At 62.4% G+C, this 17096-nt stretch carries 17 protein-coding genes and 1 pseudogene; 6 read left to right on the top strand and 12 right to left on the bottom strand.

What is annotated here, in order from left to right:
- Positions 1-81 precede the first annotated feature (81 nt).
- A pseudogene (locus tag AC3WN7_RS22610) lies at positions 82-900 on the top strand (aldo/keto reductase).
- 109 nt (positions 901-1009) lie between these two features.
- On the top strand, positions 1010-1663 hold the full coding sequence (locus tag AC3WN7_RS22605) for a peroxiredoxin (protein ID WP_015095597.1): 654 nt from the start codon (positions 1010-1012) through the stop codon (positions 1661-1663).
- A gap of 138 nt (positions 1664-1801) precedes the next feature.
- On the opposite strand, the gene yghX is transcribed toward AC3WN7_RS22605, so the two are convergent.
- From yghX to AC3WN7_RS22575, 6 genes are all read right to left on the bottom strand, one after another.
- Positions 1802-2689 (bottom strand): YghX family hydrolase, encoded by an 888-nt coding sequence (gene yghX, locus AC3WN7_RS22600; protein WP_102675034.1) that lies wholly within the window; start codon positions 2687-2689, stop codon positions 1802-1804.
- Positions 2690-2838: 149 nt separating this feature from the next.
- Positions 2839-3240 carry a heme-binding protein gene (locus AC3WN7_RS22595; RefSeq protein ID WP_102675035.1) on the bottom strand — a complete coding sequence of 134 codons (402 nt, stop codon included), beginning with the start codon at positions 3238-3240 and terminating at the stop codon, positions 2839-2841.
- A 19-nt stretch (positions 3241-3259) separates the two neighbouring features.
- Entirely contained in the window at positions 3260-4477 is a 1218-nt protein-coding gene (gene glcF / locus AC3WN7_RS22590) for a glycolate oxidase subunit GlcF (protein WP_102675036.1), read from the bottom strand.
- A gap of 3 nt (positions 4478-4480) precedes the next feature.
- Positions 4481-5545 carry a glycolate oxidase subunit GlcE gene (gene glcE / locus AC3WN7_RS22585; RefSeq protein ID WP_102675037.1) on the bottom strand — a complete coding sequence of 355 codons (1065 nt, stop codon included), beginning with the start codon at positions 5543-5545 and terminating at the stop codon, positions 4481-4483.
- Positions 5545-7044, bottom strand: a complete 1500-nt coding sequence (gene glcD / locus AC3WN7_RS22580) for a glycolate oxidase subunit GlcD (protein ID WP_102675038.1) — start codon at positions 7042-7044, stop codon at positions 5545-5547. Before glcD ends, glcE begins: the two co-directional genes overlap by 1 nt.
- Before the next feature lie 214 nt (positions 7045-7258).
- On the bottom strand, positions 7259-9022 hold the full coding sequence (locus AC3WN7_RS22575) for an L-lactate permease (protein ID WP_102675039.1): 1764 nt from the start codon (positions 9020-9022) through the stop codon (positions 7259-7261).
- A 180-nt stretch (positions 9023-9202) separates the two neighbouring features.
- Here AC3WN7_RS22575 and AC3WN7_RS22570 point away from each other — a divergent pair, with 180 nt between their 5' ends.
- Entirely contained in the window at positions 9203-9439 is a 237-nt protein-coding gene (locus AC3WN7_RS22570) for a hypothetical protein (RefSeq protein WP_007975246.1), read from the top strand.
- Positions 9440-9477: 38 nt separating this feature from the next.
- Here the strand turns inward: AC3WN7_RS22570 and AC3WN7_RS22565 are convergent, their stop codons facing one another.
- Complete coding sequence (locus AC3WN7_RS22565; RefSeq protein WP_095967794.1) at positions 9478-9738, bottom strand: hypothetical protein; 261 nt, start codon at positions 9736-9738, stop codon at positions 9478-9480.
- Between the two features lie 433 nt (positions 9739-10171).
- Between AC3WN7_RS22565 and AC3WN7_RS22560 the strand changes: the two genes are divergently transcribed.
- Together AC3WN7_RS22560 and AC3WN7_RS22555 are read left to right on the top strand one after the other, a co-directional pair.
- Positions 10172-11236, top strand: a complete 1065-nt coding sequence (locus AC3WN7_RS22560; RefSeq protein WP_102675040.1) for a hypothetical protein — start codon at positions 10172-10174, stop codon at positions 11234-11236.
- A 17-nt stretch (positions 11237-11253) separates the two neighbouring features.
- A complete protein-coding gene (locus tag AC3WN7_RS22555) occupies positions 11254-11607 on the top strand; it encodes a DUF1428 domain-containing protein (RefSeq protein WP_095967792.1) in 354 nt (117 codons plus the stop codon).
- 14 nt (positions 11608-11621) lie between these two features.
- Here the strand turns inward: AC3WN7_RS22555 and AC3WN7_RS22550 are convergent, their stop codons facing one another.
- Positions 11622-11816: a hypothetical protein gene (locus AC3WN7_RS22550; protein ID WP_095967791.1), complete on the bottom strand. Its 195-nt coding sequence runs from the start codon at positions 11814-11816 to the stop codon at positions 11622-11624.
- Between the two features lie 122 nt (positions 11817-11938).
- On the opposite strand from AC3WN7_RS22550, the gene thpR reads away from it, so the two are divergent.
- Positions 11939-12481, top strand: coding sequence for an RNA 2',3'-cyclic phosphodiesterase (gene thpR / locus AC3WN7_RS22545; RefSeq protein ID WP_102675041.1), 543 nt, complete (start codon positions 11939-11941; stop codon positions 12479-12481).
- Positions 12482-12720: 239 nt separating this feature from the next.
- On the opposite strand, the gene AC3WN7_RS22540 is transcribed toward thpR, so the two are convergent.
- The 4 genes from AC3WN7_RS22540 to potA form a co-directional block, all read right to left on the bottom strand.
- Positions 12721-13818, bottom strand: coding sequence for a polyamine ABC transporter substrate-binding protein (locus tag AC3WN7_RS22540; RefSeq protein ID WP_095967789.1), 1098 nt, complete (start codon positions 13816-13818; stop codon positions 12721-12723).
- Positions 13819-13994: 176 nt separating this feature from the next.
- Positions 13995-14879: an ABC transporter permease subunit gene (locus AC3WN7_RS22535; protein WP_095967788.1), complete on the bottom strand. Its 885-nt coding sequence runs from the start codon at positions 14877-14879 to the stop codon at positions 13995-13997.
- Positions 14876-15790: an ABC transporter permease subunit gene (locus tag AC3WN7_RS22530; protein ID WP_102675042.1), complete on the bottom strand. Its 915-nt coding sequence runs from the start codon at positions 15788-15790 to the stop codon at positions 14876-14878. Before AC3WN7_RS22530 ends, AC3WN7_RS22535 begins: the two co-directional genes overlap by 4 nt.
- Positions 15787-16929 carry a polyamine ABC transporter ATP-binding protein gene (potA, locus tag AC3WN7_RS22525; protein ID WP_007982155.1) on the bottom strand — a complete coding sequence of 381 codons (1143 nt, stop codon included), beginning with the start codon at positions 16927-16929 and terminating at the stop codon, positions 15787-15789. The genes AC3WN7_RS22530 and potA overlap by 4 nt, the downstream gene beginning before the upstream one ends.
- Positions 16930-17096 lie beyond the last annotated feature (167 nt).

The raw sequence follows: 17096 nt of genomic DNA, 5'->3' as shown, positions 1-17096 counted from the left end.
GCTGCCGGCGCTTCGGCGGTCTTCACGTTCGGTCCGGCGAGTGCGCAACCCGCGCCGTCGACGGGAACAGGAGGCAAGACCATGCAGACTCGCGCCATTCCTTCCAGCAACGAGTCCTTGCCGATCGTAGGCTTGGGCACTTATCGCGGATTCGACGTCGAGCCTTCGCAACCGGCCTACAAGGACTTGCCCGCGGTACTGGATGCGTTGTTCGACAAGGGTGGCAAGCTGATCGACAGCTCGCCGATGTACGGTCGCGCCGAACAGACCACCGGCGAATTGCTGTCGATCCATGAGCCGCGCTCGCCGGCGTTCCTGGCCACCAAGGTGTGGACCCGCGGGCGCGAGGAAGGCATCGCGCAGATGGAGCAATCCTTCGCCCTGTTGCAGACCGACCGGATCGACCTGATGCAGATCCACAACCTGCTGGACTGGCAGACGCACTTGCCGACCCTGCGCCACTGGAAAGAACAGGGGCGCATCCGCTACATCGGCATCACCCATTAAACGGCGTCGGCCTACGACGAAGTGGAAGCGGTACTCAAGGCCGAGCCTGTGGATTTCCTGCAGATCAACTACGCCCTGGATGATCGCGGCGCCGAGAAACGCTTGCTGCCGTTGTGCCGTGAACGGGGCGTGGCGGTGATCTGCAATCGGCCGTTCGGCGGTGGCGGCCTGCTGGCCAGACTGAAAGACAAACCGCTGCCAGGCTGGGCGGCGCAAGTCGGGGTCAAGAGCTGGCCGCAACTGGCACTGAAGTTCCTGTTGTCGCATTCGGCGGTGACCTGCGTGATTCCGGGCACCGGCAACCCGCGCTACATGGCGGAAAATACCCGGGCCGGATTCGGCCCGATGCTGACCGATGCCCAGCGTCAGCAGCTGATTGCGTTGATGGACTAGCGCAGCCGGCGAGTTGCGCAACCTCTCCTATACTGTCCGCGTCCATGCCGTTGAAAGCGCATTCGTTGCCCTGACGGCGTCCCTGTCCATCATTGCAAGGAGATCGAACATGGCTATCCGCATTGGCGACGAAGCACCGGATTTCACCGCCGAAACCACCGAAGGCACGCTCAACTTTCACCAATGGATCGGCGACGGGTGGGCCATCCTGTTTTCCCACCCCAAGGATTTCACCCCGGTGTGCACCACTGAACTGGGCTACCTGGCCAAACTCAAGCCCGAATTCGACAAGCGCAACACCAAGGTCATCGGCCTCAGCGTCGACCCGGTCAGCGACCACAACCGTTGGGTCGGCGACATCGCCGAGACTCAGGGCTGCGCCGTCAACTACCCGCTGATCGGCGATGAAAACCTGGTGGTGGCCAAGCTTTACGACATGATCCACCCCAATGCCAGCGGCGGCGCGCGCACAGCCGTGGACAACGCCACGGTGCGCTCGGTGTTCATCGTCGGCCCGGACAAGAAGGTCAAGGCCATGCTGATCTACCCGATGAGCGCCGGGCGCAATTTCGATGAAGTGCTGCGTTTGCTCGACTCTCTGCAACTGAATGCCAAGCACACCGTTGCCACGCCGGTGAACTGGCGGCCGGGCGAGGATGTGATCATCCCGACTTCGGTGTCTGATGAAGATGCGAAGAAGAAATACCCGGATGGCTTCAAGACACTGAAGCCGTATCTGCGGACGGTGGCTCAGCCGAAATAATCTCGGCAGCCCTGAAACCGCCTTCGCGAGCAAGCCCGCTCCCACAGGTTCCTGAGTCGTTCACCGATATGTGCTTCGACTCGGACCCTGTGGGAGCGGGCTTGCCCGCGAAGAGGCCGGTACTGCTGGCCGAGTACTTCAAACCAGATACTTTCTAAACCACCCCAACGTCCGCTCCCACGCCAGCTTCGCCGCCGCCTCGTCATAACGCGGCGTCGAGTCGTTGTGGAAACCATGATTGGCGCCCGGATAAATGTAGGCCTCATAGGTCTTGCCCCCGGCCTTCAACGCTTTCTCATAGGCCGGCCAGCCCTCGTTGATCCGCGTATCCAGTTCGCCGTAGTGCAGCATCACCGGTGCCTTGATCCGGGGCACTTCCTCGGCCGTTGGCTGACGACCATAAAATGACACGGCGGCGCCCAGTTCCGGATAGGCCACGGCGGCGGCGTTGGTCACGCCACCGCCGTAGCAGAACCCGGTGATGCCGACTTTTCCAGTGGCGGCAGGGTGTTTCATCATCCACTCGACGGCGGCGAAAAAGTCGTTCATCAGCTTTTGCGGGTCGACCGTGGCCTGAAGCTCGCGGCCCTTGTCGTCATTGCCGGGATAACCGCCGACCGAGGTCAGGCCGTCCGGGGCCAGGGCGATGAAACCGGCCTTGGCCACACGCCGGGCCACGTCTTCGATGTAGGGGTTGAGCCCGCGGTTTTCATGCACGACCACCACCGCAGGCACCTTGCCGGTGGCCTTGGCCGGACGCACCAGATAAGCCCGTACCTGGCCGTTACCCTTGGGCGAAGGGTAGGTGACGTACTCGGCAATGATGTCCGGGTCGGTGAACTCGACTTGCTCGGCCAGCGCGTAGTTGGGGCTTAGCGCGGCGAGCAGGGCACCGGCGGTCATGCTGCCGAAGGTGAACAACGCCGCGCGGTCGAGAAACTCCCGGCGGTTGATCTGGCCGTGGGCGTAGTAGTCGTAGAGTTCCAGCAGTTCCGGGGAAAAGTCTTTGGCTGTCAGACGGCTCATCGGTGCAACTCCTCACAGAAGGTTGAACACGGCCCCTGTGGGAGCGGGCTTGCTCGCGAAAGCGGTGTGTCAGATACATGGATGTTGGATGTACCACCGCATTCGCGAGCAAGCCCGCTCCCACAGGGATTTAGGGTGAAGCCAAAATCTCATTTCACGCACTGCGCACCGGCCTTGGCCACTTGCGCATCTTGCTCAGGCTTGACGCCCGACACCCCGACGGCCCCAATCACCTGGCCATCGAAAACAATCGGCACGCCACCCTCGAGCGAAGTCAGCAGTGGTGCTGACAGAAAAGCGTAGCGCCCACCATTGACCATGTCCTCATAGCTTTTCGATTCCCGCCGCCCGAGGGCTGAGGTGCGGGCCTTTTCGGTGGCGATATAGGCACTGCTTGGTGCGCAACCGTCGAGGCGTTCGAGGGCCAGCGGGTGACCGCCGTCATCGACCACCACTATGGTCACCGCCCATTGATTGGCCTGTGCTTCGGCACGGGCGGCTTTGATGATCTGCTGGACTTCGGTCTGGCTCAGCACGGCTTTGCGGTTCATGGGCATCTCCGGGGTTCGGTTAAGGCAGGGCGGCTTCGACCAGTTCGATCCAGTGCCGCACCGGGGTCCGGCCTGCGCCGTCGAGGTGCGACTGGCAGCCGATGTTGGCCGTGACGATGACCTCGGGATGGCCGCTTTCCAGGGCGTTGAGCTTGTTGTCGCGCAGTTGTCGCGACAGCTCGGGCTGGGTCAGTGAATAGGTGCCCGCCGAACCGCAGCACAGGTGCCCGTCGGGAACGGACGTCAGGTTGAAACCGAGTCCGCTCAGCAGTGCTTCCACGGCGCCGCCGAGTTTCTGCCCGTGCTGCAAGGTGCAGGGGCAATGGAAGGCCAGGCGCTGCGAGGCGTGGATCCCGAGTTTTTCCAGCGGCTCGTCGCGCAACACCTCCACCAGGTCCCGGGCCAGTTCGCTGACCTTTTTCGCCTTGTCGGCATAGGCCGGGTCGCTGGCGAGCAGATGGCCGTAGTCCTTGATGAAGGCGCCGCAACCGCTGGCGGTCTGCACAATCGCCTCGGCGCCTTTTTCGATGCCCGGCCACCACGCGTCGATGTTGCGCCGGGCGCGATCGAGGCCGGCGGCCTGGGCGTCCAGGTGGTAGTCCACGGCACCGCAGCAACCGGCTTCGCGGGTCGCGATGACGCTGATTCCCAACCGGTCCAGCACCCGCGCCGCCGCGGCATTGGTGTTGGGTGACAGGGCGGGTTGCACGCAGCCTTCGAGCATCAGCACCTGACGCTCGCGCAGGGTCATGGGGCGCGGCTTGGCCGGTGGTGCATGGCGCGGCAATTTGCTTTGCAGCGTGCCCGGCAGCAGTGCGCGGAACACCTGGCCGCCATTGACCAGACTCTTGAACAGGTCTGGATGCGGCACGGTCTGGCGCAACCCCTCGCGCAACAGGCGCTGCCCGAGCGGGCGCGGCACCGCCGCATCGACCACCGCGCGACCGATGTCCAGCAGGTTGTGGTAGTCGACGCCCGACGGGCAGGTGGTTTCACAGTTGCGGCACGACAGGCAGCGATCCAGGTGTTGTTGGGTCTTTTGCGTGACGTCGTTGCCTTCCAGCACTTGCTTGATCAGGTAGATGCGGCCCCGCGGTCCGTCCAGTTCATCGCCGAGCAATTGATAGGTCGGGCAGGTGGCATTGCAGAAGCCGCAGTGCACGCAGGTGCGCAGGATGCTTTCGGCTTCTGCGGCGCGGGGCAGATGGCGGGCGCGTTCACTCAGGGTCGTCTGCATGGTTCAAAGCTCCGCATACAGGCGTCCGGGGTTGAAGATGCCCCGTGGGTCGAGTTGTTGTTTCAGGTTGCGGTGATAGCGCATCAGGGCCGGGGGCAGCGGCTGGAACGGGGTGTCGGTCAGGCCGTGGCTGAAGCAGGTGACATGGCCGCCGACTTCGTCGACGACCTGGCGGATGAACGCCGCCTCGGCGTCGGATTTCAACCAGCGCTGGGCGCCGCCCCAGTCGATCAACTGGCGTCCCGGCAGCGACAGGCGCGGTGTGTTGTGCGGCAGTGACAGGCGCCAGAGCGGCTGGTCTTCATCGAAGAAGCTCAAGCGCTGTTCGTTGAGATCTTCCCAGTACGAAGCGTCCAGCCGTTCGCCACCGAGGCGCTCATGGGCCGCCGCCACTGAACCTTCACCACCCTCGAGCCGCAGGTGCAGGCGTGTACCGTCGTGACAGGCTGCGTTGATCGGCAACGGTTGCTGGCCCCACTCCGCCAGGCGCAGCAAGGCGCGTTCAGGGTCCATTTCCAGGCTGATGCTCAGGACTGTCCGGGGTTTTGGCAGCACTTTGAGCGAGACTTCGGTGATCAGCCCGAGGCAGCCGTAACTGCCGGTCATCAGGCGTGACAGGTCGTAGCCGGCGACGTTTTTCATCACCTCGCCACCGAAGCGCAACAGTTTGCCTTGCCCGGTGATGACCCGCGTGCCGAGGACGAAATCGCGCACCGAGCCGGACCACGGGCGCCGCGGGCCGGACAGTCCGCAGGCGATCATGCCGCCGACCGTGGCGCCGTCGCCAAAGGACGGCGGCTCGCAGGGCAGCATCTGTTGCGCGGCGTCCAGCGCCTGCGCCAGCTCCGCCAGCGGCGTGCCGCAACGGGCAGTGATCACCAGTTCGGTCGGGTCGTAACTGACGATGCCCCGGTGCGCGCGGGTATCGAGAATTTCCCCGGCCGTGGTGCGGCCAAGAAAACCTTTGCTGTTGGAACCCTGGATGCGCAACGGCGTAGCGTTTTCCAGCGCCTGATTGACCTGTTCCAGCAGTGACTGGCTGTCATCGAAATCTTCAGGGCCGCGCATCAGAAACGCTCCAGCTCGGGAAAGGGCAATTGACCGCCCTGTATGTGCATGGCGCCGAATTCGGCGCAGCGATGCAGGGTCGGAATGTTCTTGCCGGGGTTGAGCAGGCCGCTGGGGTCGAAGGCGGCTTTGATGGCATGGAACAGGGTCAGCTCATCGCTGTTGAACTGCGCGCACATCTGGTTGATCTTCTCGCGACCCACACCGTGCTCACCGGTGATGCTGCCGCCGACCTTCACGCACAGCTCCAGAATCTTGCCGCCCAGGTTTTCCGCGCGCTCCAGTTCACCGGGTTGATTGGCGTCGAACAGGATCAACGGATGCATGTTGCCGTCACCGGCGTGGAATACGTTGGCCACCCGCAGGCCGTATTCGTTCGAGAGTTCGGCGATGGCGTGCAGCACACCGGGCAGTTCGCGACGGGGGATGGTGCCGTCCATGCAGTAGTAATCCGGCGAGAGGCGGCCCACTGCCGGGAAGGCGTTCTTGCGCCCGGCCCAGAAACGTACGCGCTCGGCTTCGTCTTTGGCCTGGCGCACCTCGGTCGCACCGGCCTGTTGCAGGACCTGGCGCACCCGGTCGCAGTCATCCGAGACATCGGCTTCAACACCATCGAGCTCGCACAGCAGAATGGCCTGGGCCTCCACCGGGTAACCGGCGTGGATGAAGTCCTCGGCAGCGCGGATGGCCAGGTTGTCCATCATTTCCAGGCCGCCGGGGATGATGCCGGCGGCAATGATGTCGCCGACGGCGCGCCCGGCTTTTTCCACGGAGTCGAACGCCGCCAGCAATACCTTGGCGGTCTGCGGTTTGGGCAGCAGCTTGACCGTGACCTCGGTGATCACCCCGAGCAGGCCTTCGGAGCCGGTGAACAGTGCCAGCAGATCGAAACCGGGGGCGTCGAGGGCGTTGGAGCCCAGGCTCAAATGCTCGCCGTCGACCGTGAGAATGTCGACCTTGAGCACGTTGTGCACGGTCAGGCCGTACTTCAGGCAATGCACGCCACCGGCATTTTCCGCGACGTTGCCGCCGATGGAACAGGCAATTTGCGAGGACGGATCCGGCGCGTAATACAGGCCGAACGGTGCCGCCGCCTGGGAAATCGCCAGATTGCGCACGCCCGGCTGAACCCGCGCGGTACGGGCGGCGGGGTCGATGCCCAGGATGTTGTTGAAGCGCGCCATCACCAGCAACACGCCTTTCTCAAGGGGCAGCGCACCGCCGGACAAACCGGTGCCGGCGCCACGGGCGACGACGGGGACGTGCAGCTCATGACAGACGCGCAGTATCCCTTGCACTTCGTCGATGTGCCGGGGCAGCACCACCAGCATCGGCGTGGTGCGATAGGCCGACAGTCCGTCGCATTCGTAGGGCCTGAGTTCCTCCTGCTGATGCAGGATTTCCAGGCCCGGCAAGCGGCTCTGCAGGGCCTGCAACAGTGCCTGTCTGTCGACGTCGGGCAAGGCGCCGTCAACGCGTTCATCGTAGAGAATGTTCATGGGATCACGATTCTCGCTGGAGACCTGCGACCTTTATCATTGGCCTGATACGGCCGGCTGTCCATGGGATGTTTGTCCGCACGACGGACCATTCATTCAATAAAAAACCCTTGCCCATGTGGGAGCGGGCTTGCTCGCGAAGAGGGAGTGTCAGTCGATGACATTGCCGTCTGACACACCGCCTTCGCGAGCAAGCCCGCTCCCACAGTTCGATTCAATGCCCGCCCACCACCATATGGCTGAACGGCGCGACGTAGGCCTGCAACGTCACCAGCCCGCCGACCAGAATCGCCAGCACAATCGAGTGGAAGAACACGTAGCGCAGGATTTCCCCTTCATGGCCGTACCAGCGGGTGGCGGTGGAGGCGACCACGATCGACTGGGCGTCGACCATCTTGCCCATGACCCCACCGGAACTGTTGGCGGCGGCCATCAACACCGGGCTGATGCCCAGTTGCTCGGACGTCACCCGTTGCAGGCCGCCGAACAGCACGTTGGACGCGGTGTCCGAGCCGGTCAACGCCACGCCGAGCCAACCGAGCAGGGTGCCGAACATCGGGTAGAAAATGCCCGTCGCGGCGAAGGCCAGGCCCATGGTCGCATCCAGGCCCGAGTAGCGCGTGAGAAAGCCCAGGGCGAGCATCGCCACAATGGTGATCAGCGAGTAACGCACTACCCACAACGTGCGCAGGTACTGGTGAATCAGTTGCGGGATCGAGTACCCCATCAGCAAGCCGCCGACAATCGCCGCCAGCAGAATGCCGCTGCCGGTGGCGGTGAACCAGGTGAACTTGTACACCGCTTCCTCGGTTTTCGGCGCGGCCACCACGGGCGGGACTTTCTCGATCTGCAAGTGCAGGGTGTTGAAGGTCACGACCGGCGCAAACAGCGGGTTGGCTTCGCGCATCGGCTTGCCCTGCGGATCGAGCTTGACGGCACTGGTTTGCGGATCGATGGCAGGGCGGGTGTCGAAGGTGCTCTTGAAGCCTTGGGTGCCCCAGATGAACACGAAGACCGTGAGGATGATCCACGGCATCCAGGCCCGCATCACCGCCGGTTTCGCCTCGTTGGCGAAGGTTGCGCTCGGTACGGGCTTTTCGTCGTGCTCGGCGTCGATCTTCGAGTTGTCGACCCGGCCGGACAGGGCGGCGGAGGTGTGCACGGTGGCCGGTTTCCAGACCTTGAGGAAACCGGTCAGGCAGGCCATGGAAATCAGCGCGGCGATCACATCCACCAGCATGGGCCCGTGATAGTTCGAGACGAGGAACTGCGGAATGGCAAAACTGACCCCGGCCACCAGGATCGCCGGCCAGATCTCCAGCATCTTGCGCCAGCCGGCGAAGGCCCAGATCAGCCAGAACGGCACCAGCACCGAGAAGAAGGGCAACTGCCGCCCGACCATCATCGACAGCTCCATCTCATCCAGCCCGGTGACCTTGGCCAGGGTGATGATTGGCGTGCCGAGGGCGCCGAATGCCACTGGCGCGGTGTTGGCGATCAGCGCCAGCCCCGAGGCGGCAAGCGGCGAAAAGCCGAGCCCGATGAGAATCGCCCCGGTCACCGCCACCGGCGTACCGAAACCGGCCGCGCCTTCGAAAAACGCACCGAAGCAGAAGGCGATCAGGAGCAATTGCAGGCGCCGGTCATCGGTGATGCGCGCCAGGGAGTCTTGCAGCACCTTGAACGAACCGTTCTCGGTGGTCAGGCGGTGCAGGAAGATGATGTTCAACACGATCCAGCCAATCGGCAGCAGGCCGTTGGCCGCACCGAACAGCGCCGCCGAACCGGCCATGTCCGCCGGCATGCCGAAGGCGAAGATCGAGATCAGCAAGGCCGAGACCAGGGCGAGCAGCGCCGCCAGGTGCGCCTTGATATGGAAAAACGCGAGGGACGCCAGCATCACCACCACCGGCACAGCCGCCATGAGCGTTGAAAGCACCGGGTTACCGAACGGATCGTAGACTTGCTGCCAGACCATGTTCCACCTCTGCTTTTTATTGTTGGACGTGCAGATCCCCTGGAGGGGAGGTGGCCTTCAGTATAGGAGGCATTGCGCCGCTGCCAGGGCCGGCCTTCGGTCCTGCCAATCGGCGAACTCCAGAGGGCTGAGCTAGCATGGCCAGTAGGGTTTGAATCCAGTCAGGGGAGCAATGCAGTCATGACCGAGCGCCATATAGAGCACAAGGAGACGTTATCGAACGGATGCAAAATCAAAGTCACAGCCGAGATATTGAAAGACGGTTCGTTGGGCATGTTTATCGGTGTCTACAAGCCGGACGGCTCGGTCATCGACGAAAATCACGACCCACGGCCGCACATGCTGGACATGGAGGCGGCGATGGATTGGGGAATCGATATTGCGAGGGGGACTGGCAATAGCCAGCGCACGTTGTGAGCGGTTCGCATCCGTGCCCGGGTGACCCGCGGTCGCCGTCAGAACCCGAACGAACGGACCGAGGCTTTTGCCAGCTCGACATCCAGCAGATGCTCGGCCAGCACGTCATTCAAAAAGCGGAACTGATCATTGAGACCGACCACTTCGTTACTGAAGTGATGATCGGCTGAAGGGATCAACAGCGCTTCGAACTTCTCGTCGAACAGCAGAGTCAACTCTTTACGTGATTCGAATTTCTGCGCGTAGAAATTGTTGCCGAACAGCGGAAAACGCACGGCGAGGGAGACGGTGTGCATCATGATGTTTGCTCCTCGCTCAGGACGTACCAGGCAAACACACTCAATGTGAACGCCGTCAGGGCCAGGCAGGTCAGCAGATGGATCAGCATGAGGTTTCCCTCCGATTCGGGATTTCGTGTTGGCTTGGGATCGATCCTACGCTGACAGCGTTCAAGCGGAAGGCAATCGCGGCGATGGTGAATATCGACGCCAGTGATGGTGGTTTTTGTGCTGTCTGCTCTGGCCCCTTCGCGGGCAAGCCCGCTCCCACAATGTTTTGTGCTTGCCACATGATCCGGGCACGACGCGCAACCTGTGGGAGCGGGCTTGCCCGCGAAGAGGCCCTCAAAAGTACCGCCGGTTGTCGGCCATGCACATGCCGCGACCTATACTTGAATCATGGTTTTCGAGTGCTGGACATCCCGCCCGGTGCACACTTCAGGAAGCCGCCATCTTGAACCTGCGTTCGCTGATCATTGCCGTGCTGGTGGTGTTGGCAGGGTGCGCCACGCCGCCGCGTGCGCCGGTGGAAGTGGCGCCGGTCATCGTTCCCGCCAGCACCTGGCAACAGGTGGACCGGGAGATCGTCGCCGCGTCGCAGTCGGCCACCGAGCAGACCCGAATCTACGCCCGTGGCGCCATGGAATACTGGCGTACGCGGGTCTATGAACTGACCGAAGAAAATTTCATTCCGTGGTTCAGCAGCTACTGGACCCAGGAATGGATGTCGATGAAGGTCAGCTGGTACACCATCAGCGCCAAGGGTGAGCAGGATGCCTCGGCCAAGCGCCTGGCGGCGTACCTGCTCGAAGCCTACCAGGAGAAGGTCCTGGCCCCGGTGGCGGCGGAAATCGATCCCGATGCGATTCTTGGCCTGGCAGCGGCATTCTACGTCGACATCCTCAAGGAAGAACTGCAGAAAATCTCCACCCGCCACGGCGTGCCTATGGCCCAGCTCAACGGGCGCATCCAGAAAATCCCGGCCATTGCCCTCGGGCCACCGCCGGCGCGGGACGCCTCGTTGTACCAGATCGTGCACACCGAATCGTTGAACTCATTGCCGGCTTACGCTGCGTTGCTCGACAAAATCCATAAGGCCGGCGGTGACAAGGGCGTGGGTTCGACCGACACCGCGATGGCGCCGGTGGCCAAGCGCGCCAGCCAGCGCATGGAAGCCGAGATGGCCCCGCGCGGGGCCGCCAGTGCCGTGGCCGCCGCTGCCGGGAGACTCGCCGGCGGCTTGATTACCGTCGGTGTGGCGGCCATTCGCGCGATGATTCAGGCCAATGACAGGCCCGACAGCGAAGCGCTGATCCGCAGCAGTCTGGGCAATACCTTCGACAAGGCCTGGATCAAGCTGGTGCAGAACCCGACCACCGGCGTCATGGCTGGCACGCTTTACATGGCGGGGCAGATCGAAGGGAGTCTGGGCGGCGGTGCACAACCGCCGGTCGGTTTGAGTGCCGGCACTGTCGATTGGACGCCGGCGCAAACGACTACCCGGCAGAACACCCCATGACCCAAGGAGAAACACTCATGTCTTATGTCGATGGTTTTATCGCAGCCGTGCCCACCGCCAACCGTGGGCAATACCTCAAGCACGCCGAAATCGCCGCCTCGGTCTTCAAGGAAAACGGAGCCTTGAGTGTGGTCGAATGCTGGGGCGAGGACGTGCCGGAGGGCAAGGTCACCTCGTTCCCGATGTCGGTGAAGCTCAAGGAGGGCGAAACCGTTGCCTTCGGCTGGATCATCTGGCCGGACAAGGCCACCCGCAATGCCGGGATGGACAAGATGATGCAGGACCCGCGCATGAAGCCGGAGGTCAATCCGATGCCCTTCGATGGCCAGCGCATGGTGTACGGCGGGTTTGAAGTACTTCTCACGGCGTGATGCCGGACGCGGGATCACTCCGGCGTCGGGGTGATCCTGCAACTCTTGCGCTGGCGGATCTCGTCATCCGTCGGCCGTTCGCGGATGAACTCGAAGCGCGGCTCACCTTCGCTGTAATGCACCAGCCAGCCCCATTCCAGCTGGAGTTCATCCTGACCTGGCGCGGGCGGTCTGGCCCACCATGGCTCTTTGCTGATGATCTGTCGCATGGTCCCCTCTGCTTTTGTGGGATGCCAGAACTATAACGCGCCTGCCGGACGGTGCCAGAAATCCGCTGGCCGGCAGGCGGGTGTTGAGTACACTCAGACAGTCTTCCCACAAGGAGTGCGGCATGAACGACGAAATCCGCGAGCCGATCAAGCGTTTGTTCTTTGCGCTGGACTGCGCTCCGGCCCAGCGCCGGGAGATCGCCCAGTGGCGCAGTGCGCTGCAGCTGCGCAACGGACGACCGGTGCCGGCGGACAACTTTCACCTGACGCTGAAGTTTTTGGGCGCGGTGGGTGTGGCGCAGATCGCCGAGCTCTGCACCGCTGCGGCGTCCATCCGCACGCCGGGCGAGCGCTTGACGGTGGTGCTTGACCGGCTGGACGTATGGCGCAGGGCAGGGGCGTTGGTGCTCGCACCGCAGCAGGCGCCCCCGGCATTGCTGCGTCTGGTCTATGCCCTGGAACAGGCGATGTTGCCGTTCGGGCTGGAGCAAGCGCCAAGGGAATACCGTCCGCACCTGACCCTGGCACGGGACTATCGGGCGCCGGTGCCGGAGTCCGCGACACCCCCCGAATTCTTCCTGCGGGCCGATCGATTCACCCTGTTCGAATCCCACAAGGGCCGTTATCGGGCGCTGGCCGAATGGCCGTTGATTGATCCCCCATAAAAAAAGGCGCCCGAGGGCGCCAAATTCACCTGAACCGAGGGAGCCAGGTGAGGCCGTTCTACTTGCAGGAGAGGCAGCGGTGGTAAGGCGCTGCGTGAACGGAAATTGTTGAACACCCACCTGCCCAATGTGGGAGCGGGCTTGCTCGCGAAGGCGATGTGCCAGTCAACATTGATGTTGAATGTGATGGCCTCTTCGCGAGCAAGCCCGCTCCCACATTAGGTCGGTGATGTCCTGGATTACTGGCCGAGTTTCACCTTGGTCCAGCCTCGGGTCATGATCCGCTGGATGGCGATCGGCTGGTCCGGTACGGCATAGAGCGTGGCCATCACCGCTTCCGACGGGTAGGAACCTGGTTCGTTGCGGATCGCTTCATCGACCAGTGGCGTGGCTGCCGCGTTGGCGTTGCTGTAGCCGATGTTGTTGGTGATGTCGGCGATCACGTCGGGGCGCATCAGGAAGTTCATGAACAGGTACGCGTTCTCGACGTTGGCGGCATCGCGCGGGATCGCGAGCATGTCGTAGAAACTGGCGGCGCCTTCTTTCGGGATGCTGTAGTCGATCTTCACCTTGTCCCCGGCTTCCTGGGCGCGGGCCTTGGCCTGCAGCACGTCGCCGGAGTAACCGACGGCCACGCAGATGTTGCCGTTGGCCAGGTCCGAGATGTATTTCGACGAATGGAAGTACGCCACGTTCGGGCGAATCTTCATGAACAGCGCCTGGGCTTGGGCGATGTGCTGTTTGTCCTGATCGTTCACCGGGTAGCCCAGGTAGTGCAGGGCGGTCGGGATCATTTCGGTCGGCGAGTCGAGGAAGCTGATGCCGCAGGCCTTGAGCTTCTCGGCGTTTTCCGGTTTGAACAGCAGGTCCCAGGAGTTGGTCGGGGCGTTGGCGCCGAGCACTTCCTTGACCTTGGCCGGGTTGAAACCGATGCCGATCGAGCCCCACATGTACGGGATGGCGTGAGCGTTGTCGGGATCGCTCGCGGAGGCGTTTTTCAGCAGCACCGGATTGAGGTTGTTCCAGTTCGGCAGCTTCGACTTGTCCAGCGTCTGGTAGACGCCGGCCTTGATCTGCTTGGCCAGGAAACTGTTGGACGGCACGACGATGTCGTAGCCGGATTTGCCCGCCAGCAGGCGCGCCTCGAGGGTTTCGTTGCTGTCGAACACATCGTAGGTCACCTGGATGCCGGTCTCGTCTTCGAACTTCTTGACGGTGTCCGGGCCAATGTAATCCGACCAGTTGTAGACGCGCAGAACCTTGTCATTGGCCTGGGCGCCGGTGGCGATCGCGCCCAATAAGGACAGTGTCAGCAGAGTCCTGCCAAACATTTTCATCGGTACAACTCCATTTCTTTTTTATTCAAAAACACATAGCAAACATTTGTGGCGAGAGCGCTCCTTTGTAGGAGCGAGCTTGCTCGCGAAAAACATAAGGACGGCGCGTTATTTCAGACAGCCCACGTCATCGTTTACGTCCATCGCGAGCAAGCTCGCTCCTACAGGGGGCGGCATTAGGCGGTGGCCGCCGCCATCTGCTTTTTCGGTTGTTGCCAGGATTCGCTGGCGGTCTGGTCCATGGCTTCCTGGATCGCGCGTTTGCGGGAGGCTTCGGCACGGCGGCTGAAGTACCAGACCATGAAGGTCACGATCGACACGGCCAACAGGATCAGGCTGGCCACGGCGTTGATCTCGGGCTTGACCCCCAGACGTACCGCCGAGAACACTTCCATCGGCAGGGTCGTGGAACCCGGGCCGGAGACGAAGCTCGCCAGCACCAGGTCATCCAGCGACAGGGCGAACGACATCATGCCGCCGGCCGCCAGTGACGGCGCGATCATCGGAATGGTGATCAGGAAAAACACCTTGAACGGTTTCGCGCCCAGGTCCATGGCCGCTTCCTCGATGGACAGGTCCAGCTCGCGAAGGCGGGCGGAGACTACCACCGCCACATAAGCGGCACAAAACGTGGTGTGGGCGATCCAGATCGTCACGATGCCGCGTTCCATCGGCCAGCCGATCAACTGCGCCATGGCCACGAACAGCAGCAACAGCGACAGACCGGTGATCACCTCAGGCATCACCAGCGGCGCGGTGACCAGGCCACCGAACAGGGTGCGCCCCTTGAAGCGGGTGACGCGGGTCAGCACGAATGCTGCCAGGGTACCCAGCGCCACCGCCGCGATGGCGGTGTAGCAGGCGATCTCCAGCGAGCGCACCACCGAGCCCATCAGTTGCGAGTTGTCGAGCAAACCGGCGTACCACTTGAACGACCAGCCACCCCACACCGTCACCAGCTTCGAGGCGTTGAACGAGTAGATCACCAGGATCAGCATCGGCAGGTAGATAAACGACAGGCCGAAAATCAGCATGAACTTTGAAAATCCGAAGCGTTTCATCCCCGTGCCTCCATCTCTTTGGCCTGACTGCGGTTGAACAGCAGAATCGGCACAATCAGGATCAACAGCATCACCACCGCCAGGGCAGACGCCACCGGCCAGTCGCGGTTGTTGAAGAACTCTTGCCACAACACACGGCCGATCATCAGGGTTTCCGGACCGCCCAGCAGTTCCGGAATCACGAACTCACCGACCACCGGAATGAACACCAGCATGCAGCCGGCGATGATGCCGTTCTTGGCCAGCGGCACGGTGATTTTCCAGAAGCTGTTGAAGGTGCTCGAACCCAGGTCCGACGCGGCTTCCAGCAGGCTCTGGTCGTGCTTGACCAGGTTGGCGTACAGCGGCAGCACCATGAACGGCAGGTACGCATACACCACACCGATGTAAACAGCCATGTTGGTGTTGAGGATCTCGATCGGCTGCGACGTCAGCCCGGTCCACATCAGGAACCCGTTGAGCAGGCCGTTGTTGCTCAGGATGCCCATCCACGCATACACGCGGATCAGGATCGCGGTCCAGGTCGGCATCATGATCAGCAGCATCAGCACGTTCTGCGCTTCCTTGCTGGCCTTGGTGATGGCGTAGGCCATTGGGAAGCCGATCACCAGGCACATCAGGGTGCTGAACAGCGCGACCTTCAACGAGCCGAGATAAGCCGAGAGGTACAGCTCGTCCTGGCCGAGCAAGGTGTAGTTGCCGATGTTGAGCAACAGCTGGAATTTCTGCTCGGCGTAGGTGTAGATCTCCGAGTAGGGCGGAATGGCCAGGGCCGCTTCCGAGAAGCTGATCTTCATCACCAGGAAGAACGGCAGCATGAAGAACAGGAAGAGCCAGATGAACGGAATCCCGATGACGAACTTGCGCCCGCTGGGGACCCACCTGAGGAATTGCTGATTGAAGGTTTTCATGCGCGCAGTACCACGCCGCTGTCGTCTTCCCACCACACGTAGACCTGATCGTCCCAGGTCGGACGCGCACCACGGCGTTCGGCGTTGGCCATGAACGACTGGACGATCTTGCCGCCAGGCAGCTCGACGTAGAACACCGAGTGGCCGCCCAGGTAGGCGATGTCATGCACCTTGCCGCTGGACCAGTTGTAGCGGTTGTCCGGCTTGACGGTGCTGACCAGCAGTTTTTCCGGGCGGATCGCGTAGGTGATCGACTTGTCCTGCACCGAGGTGCTGACGCCGTGACCGACGTAGATCTTCTGCTCGAGGTCCGGGCTGTGGATGATCGCGTGACCCTCCAGGTCTTCCACCACGGTGCCGTCGAAGGCGTTCACGTTGCCGATGAATTCGCAGACCATGCGGCTGACCGGTGCTTCATAGATGTCGACCGGACTGCCGATCTGGGCGATCCAGCCCAGGTGCATGATCGCGATGCGCTGGGCCATGGTCATGGCCTCTTCCTGGTCGTGGGTCACCATCACGCAGGTCACGCCCACGCGCTCGATGATTTCCACCAGCTCCAGCTGCATTTGCGAGCGCAGCTTTTTATCCAGGGCGCCCATCGGTTCGTCGAGCAGCAGCAGCTTCGGACGCTTGGCCAGGGAACGGGCCAGGGCCACGCGCTGACGCTGGCCTCCGGACAGTTGGTGCGGCTTGCGCTTGGCGTACTGGGTCATGTGTACCAGGCGCAGCATCTCCTGCACCCGGGCTTCGATTTCGGCCGCTGGCAAACGGTCCTGCTTGAGGCCGAAGGCGATGTTCTGCGCCACCGTCATGTGCGGGAACAGCGCGTAGGACTGGAACATCATGTTGATCGGTCGTTCATACGGCGGCATGTCGGTGATGTCGACACCGTCGAGCAGAATCCGGCCTTCGGTCGGGCGCTCGAAACCGGCGAGCATGCGCAGCAGGGTCGATTTGCCGGAGCCGGAACCGCCGAGCAGGGCGAAGATTTCACCCTGGTGGATTTCCAGGGACACATCGTCCACTGCGGTGGTTTCGTCGAATTTCTTGGTGACGCGATCGACTTTCACCAACACCTTTTTCGGTGCCTGGTGACCTTCAATAGCCTTCCTGTAAATGCTGGAGGCGTTTGCCATGTGAAACTCCCAACAGGTTTCAGTCGCCCGGCCAACACGGCCCGGCTTAATAGTGGATTGCAAACCCGGATCAGACGATGTCCGTCAGTTCAACGCAGGCCCCTGTGGGAGCGGGCTTGCTCGCGAAGGCGGCGACACAGTCAACACAGATGTCGCCTGACACACCG

The sequence above is a fragment of the Pseudomonas sp. FW305-70 genome (assembly GCF_058783925.1).
Note: the sequence above shows the minus strand (reverse complement) of the source record. Positions and strands in the feature narration are given on the sequence as shown.

What these genes read in the sequence shown, in the direction of transcription:
- AC3WN7_RS22605 (WP_015095597.1), top strand. Translation starts at nt 1,010, where the DNA reads ATGGCTATCCGCATTGGCGACGAAGCACCGGATTTCACCGCCGAAACC.
- yghX (WP_102675034.1), bottom strand. Translation starts at nt 2,689, where the DNA reads ATGAGCCGTCTGACAGCCAAAGACTTTTCCCCGGAACTGCTGGAACTC.
- AC3WN7_RS22595 (WP_102675035.1), bottom strand. Translation starts at nt 3,240, where the DNA reads ATGAACCGCAAAGCCGTGCTGAGCCAGACCGAAGTCCAGCAGATCATC.
- glcF (WP_102675036.1), bottom strand. Translation starts at nt 4,477, where the DNA reads ATGCAGACGACCCTGAGTGAACGCGCCCGCCATCTGCCCCGCGCCGCA.
- glcE (WP_102675037.1), bottom strand. Translation starts at nt 5,545, where the DNA reads ATGCGCGGCCCTGAAGATTTCGATGACAGCCAGTCACTGCTGGAACAG.
- glcD (WP_102675038.1), bottom strand. Translation starts at nt 7,044, where the DNA reads ATGAACATTCTCTACGATGAACGCGTTGACGGCGCCTTGCCCGACGTC.
- AC3WN7_RS22575 (WP_102675039.1), bottom strand. Translation starts at nt 9,022, where the DNA reads ATGGTCTGGCAGCAAGTCTACGATCCGTTCGGTAACCCGGTGCTTTCA.
- AC3WN7_RS22570 (WP_007975246.1), top strand. Translation starts at nt 9,203, where the DNA reads ATGACCGAGCGCCATATAGAGCACAAGGAGACGTTATCGAACGGATGC.
- AC3WN7_RS22565 (WP_095967794.1), bottom strand. Translation starts at nt 9,738, where the DNA reads ATGATGCACACCGTCTCCCTCGCCGTGCGTTTTCCGCTGTTCGGCAAC.
- AC3WN7_RS22555 (WP_095967792.1), top strand. Translation starts at nt 11,254, where the DNA reads ATGTCTTATGTCGATGGTTTTATCGCAGCCGTGCCCACCGCCAACCGT.
- AC3WN7_RS22550 (WP_095967791.1), bottom strand. Translation starts at nt 11,816, where the DNA reads ATGCGACAGATCATCAGCAAAGAGCCATGGTGGGCCAGACCGCCCGCG.
- thpR (WP_102675041.1), top strand. Translation starts at nt 11,939, where the DNA reads ATGAACGACGAAATCCGCGAGCCGATCAAGCGTTTGTTCTTTGCGCTG.
- AC3WN7_RS22540 (WP_095967789.1), bottom strand. Translation starts at nt 13,818, where the DNA reads ATGAAAATGTTTGGCAGGACTCTGCTGACACTGTCCTTATTGGGCGCG.
- AC3WN7_RS22535 (WP_095967788.1), bottom strand. Translation starts at nt 14,879, where the DNA reads ATGAAACGCTTCGGATTTTCAAAGTTCATGCTGATTTTCGGCCTGTCG.
- AC3WN7_RS22530 (WP_102675042.1), bottom strand. Translation starts at nt 15,790, where the DNA reads ATGAAAACCTTCAATCAGCAATTCCTCAGGTGGGTCCCCAGCGGGCGC.
- potA (WP_007982155.1), bottom strand. Translation starts at nt 16,929, where the DNA reads ATGGCAAACGCCTCCAGCATTTACAGGAAGGCTATTGAAGGTCACCAG.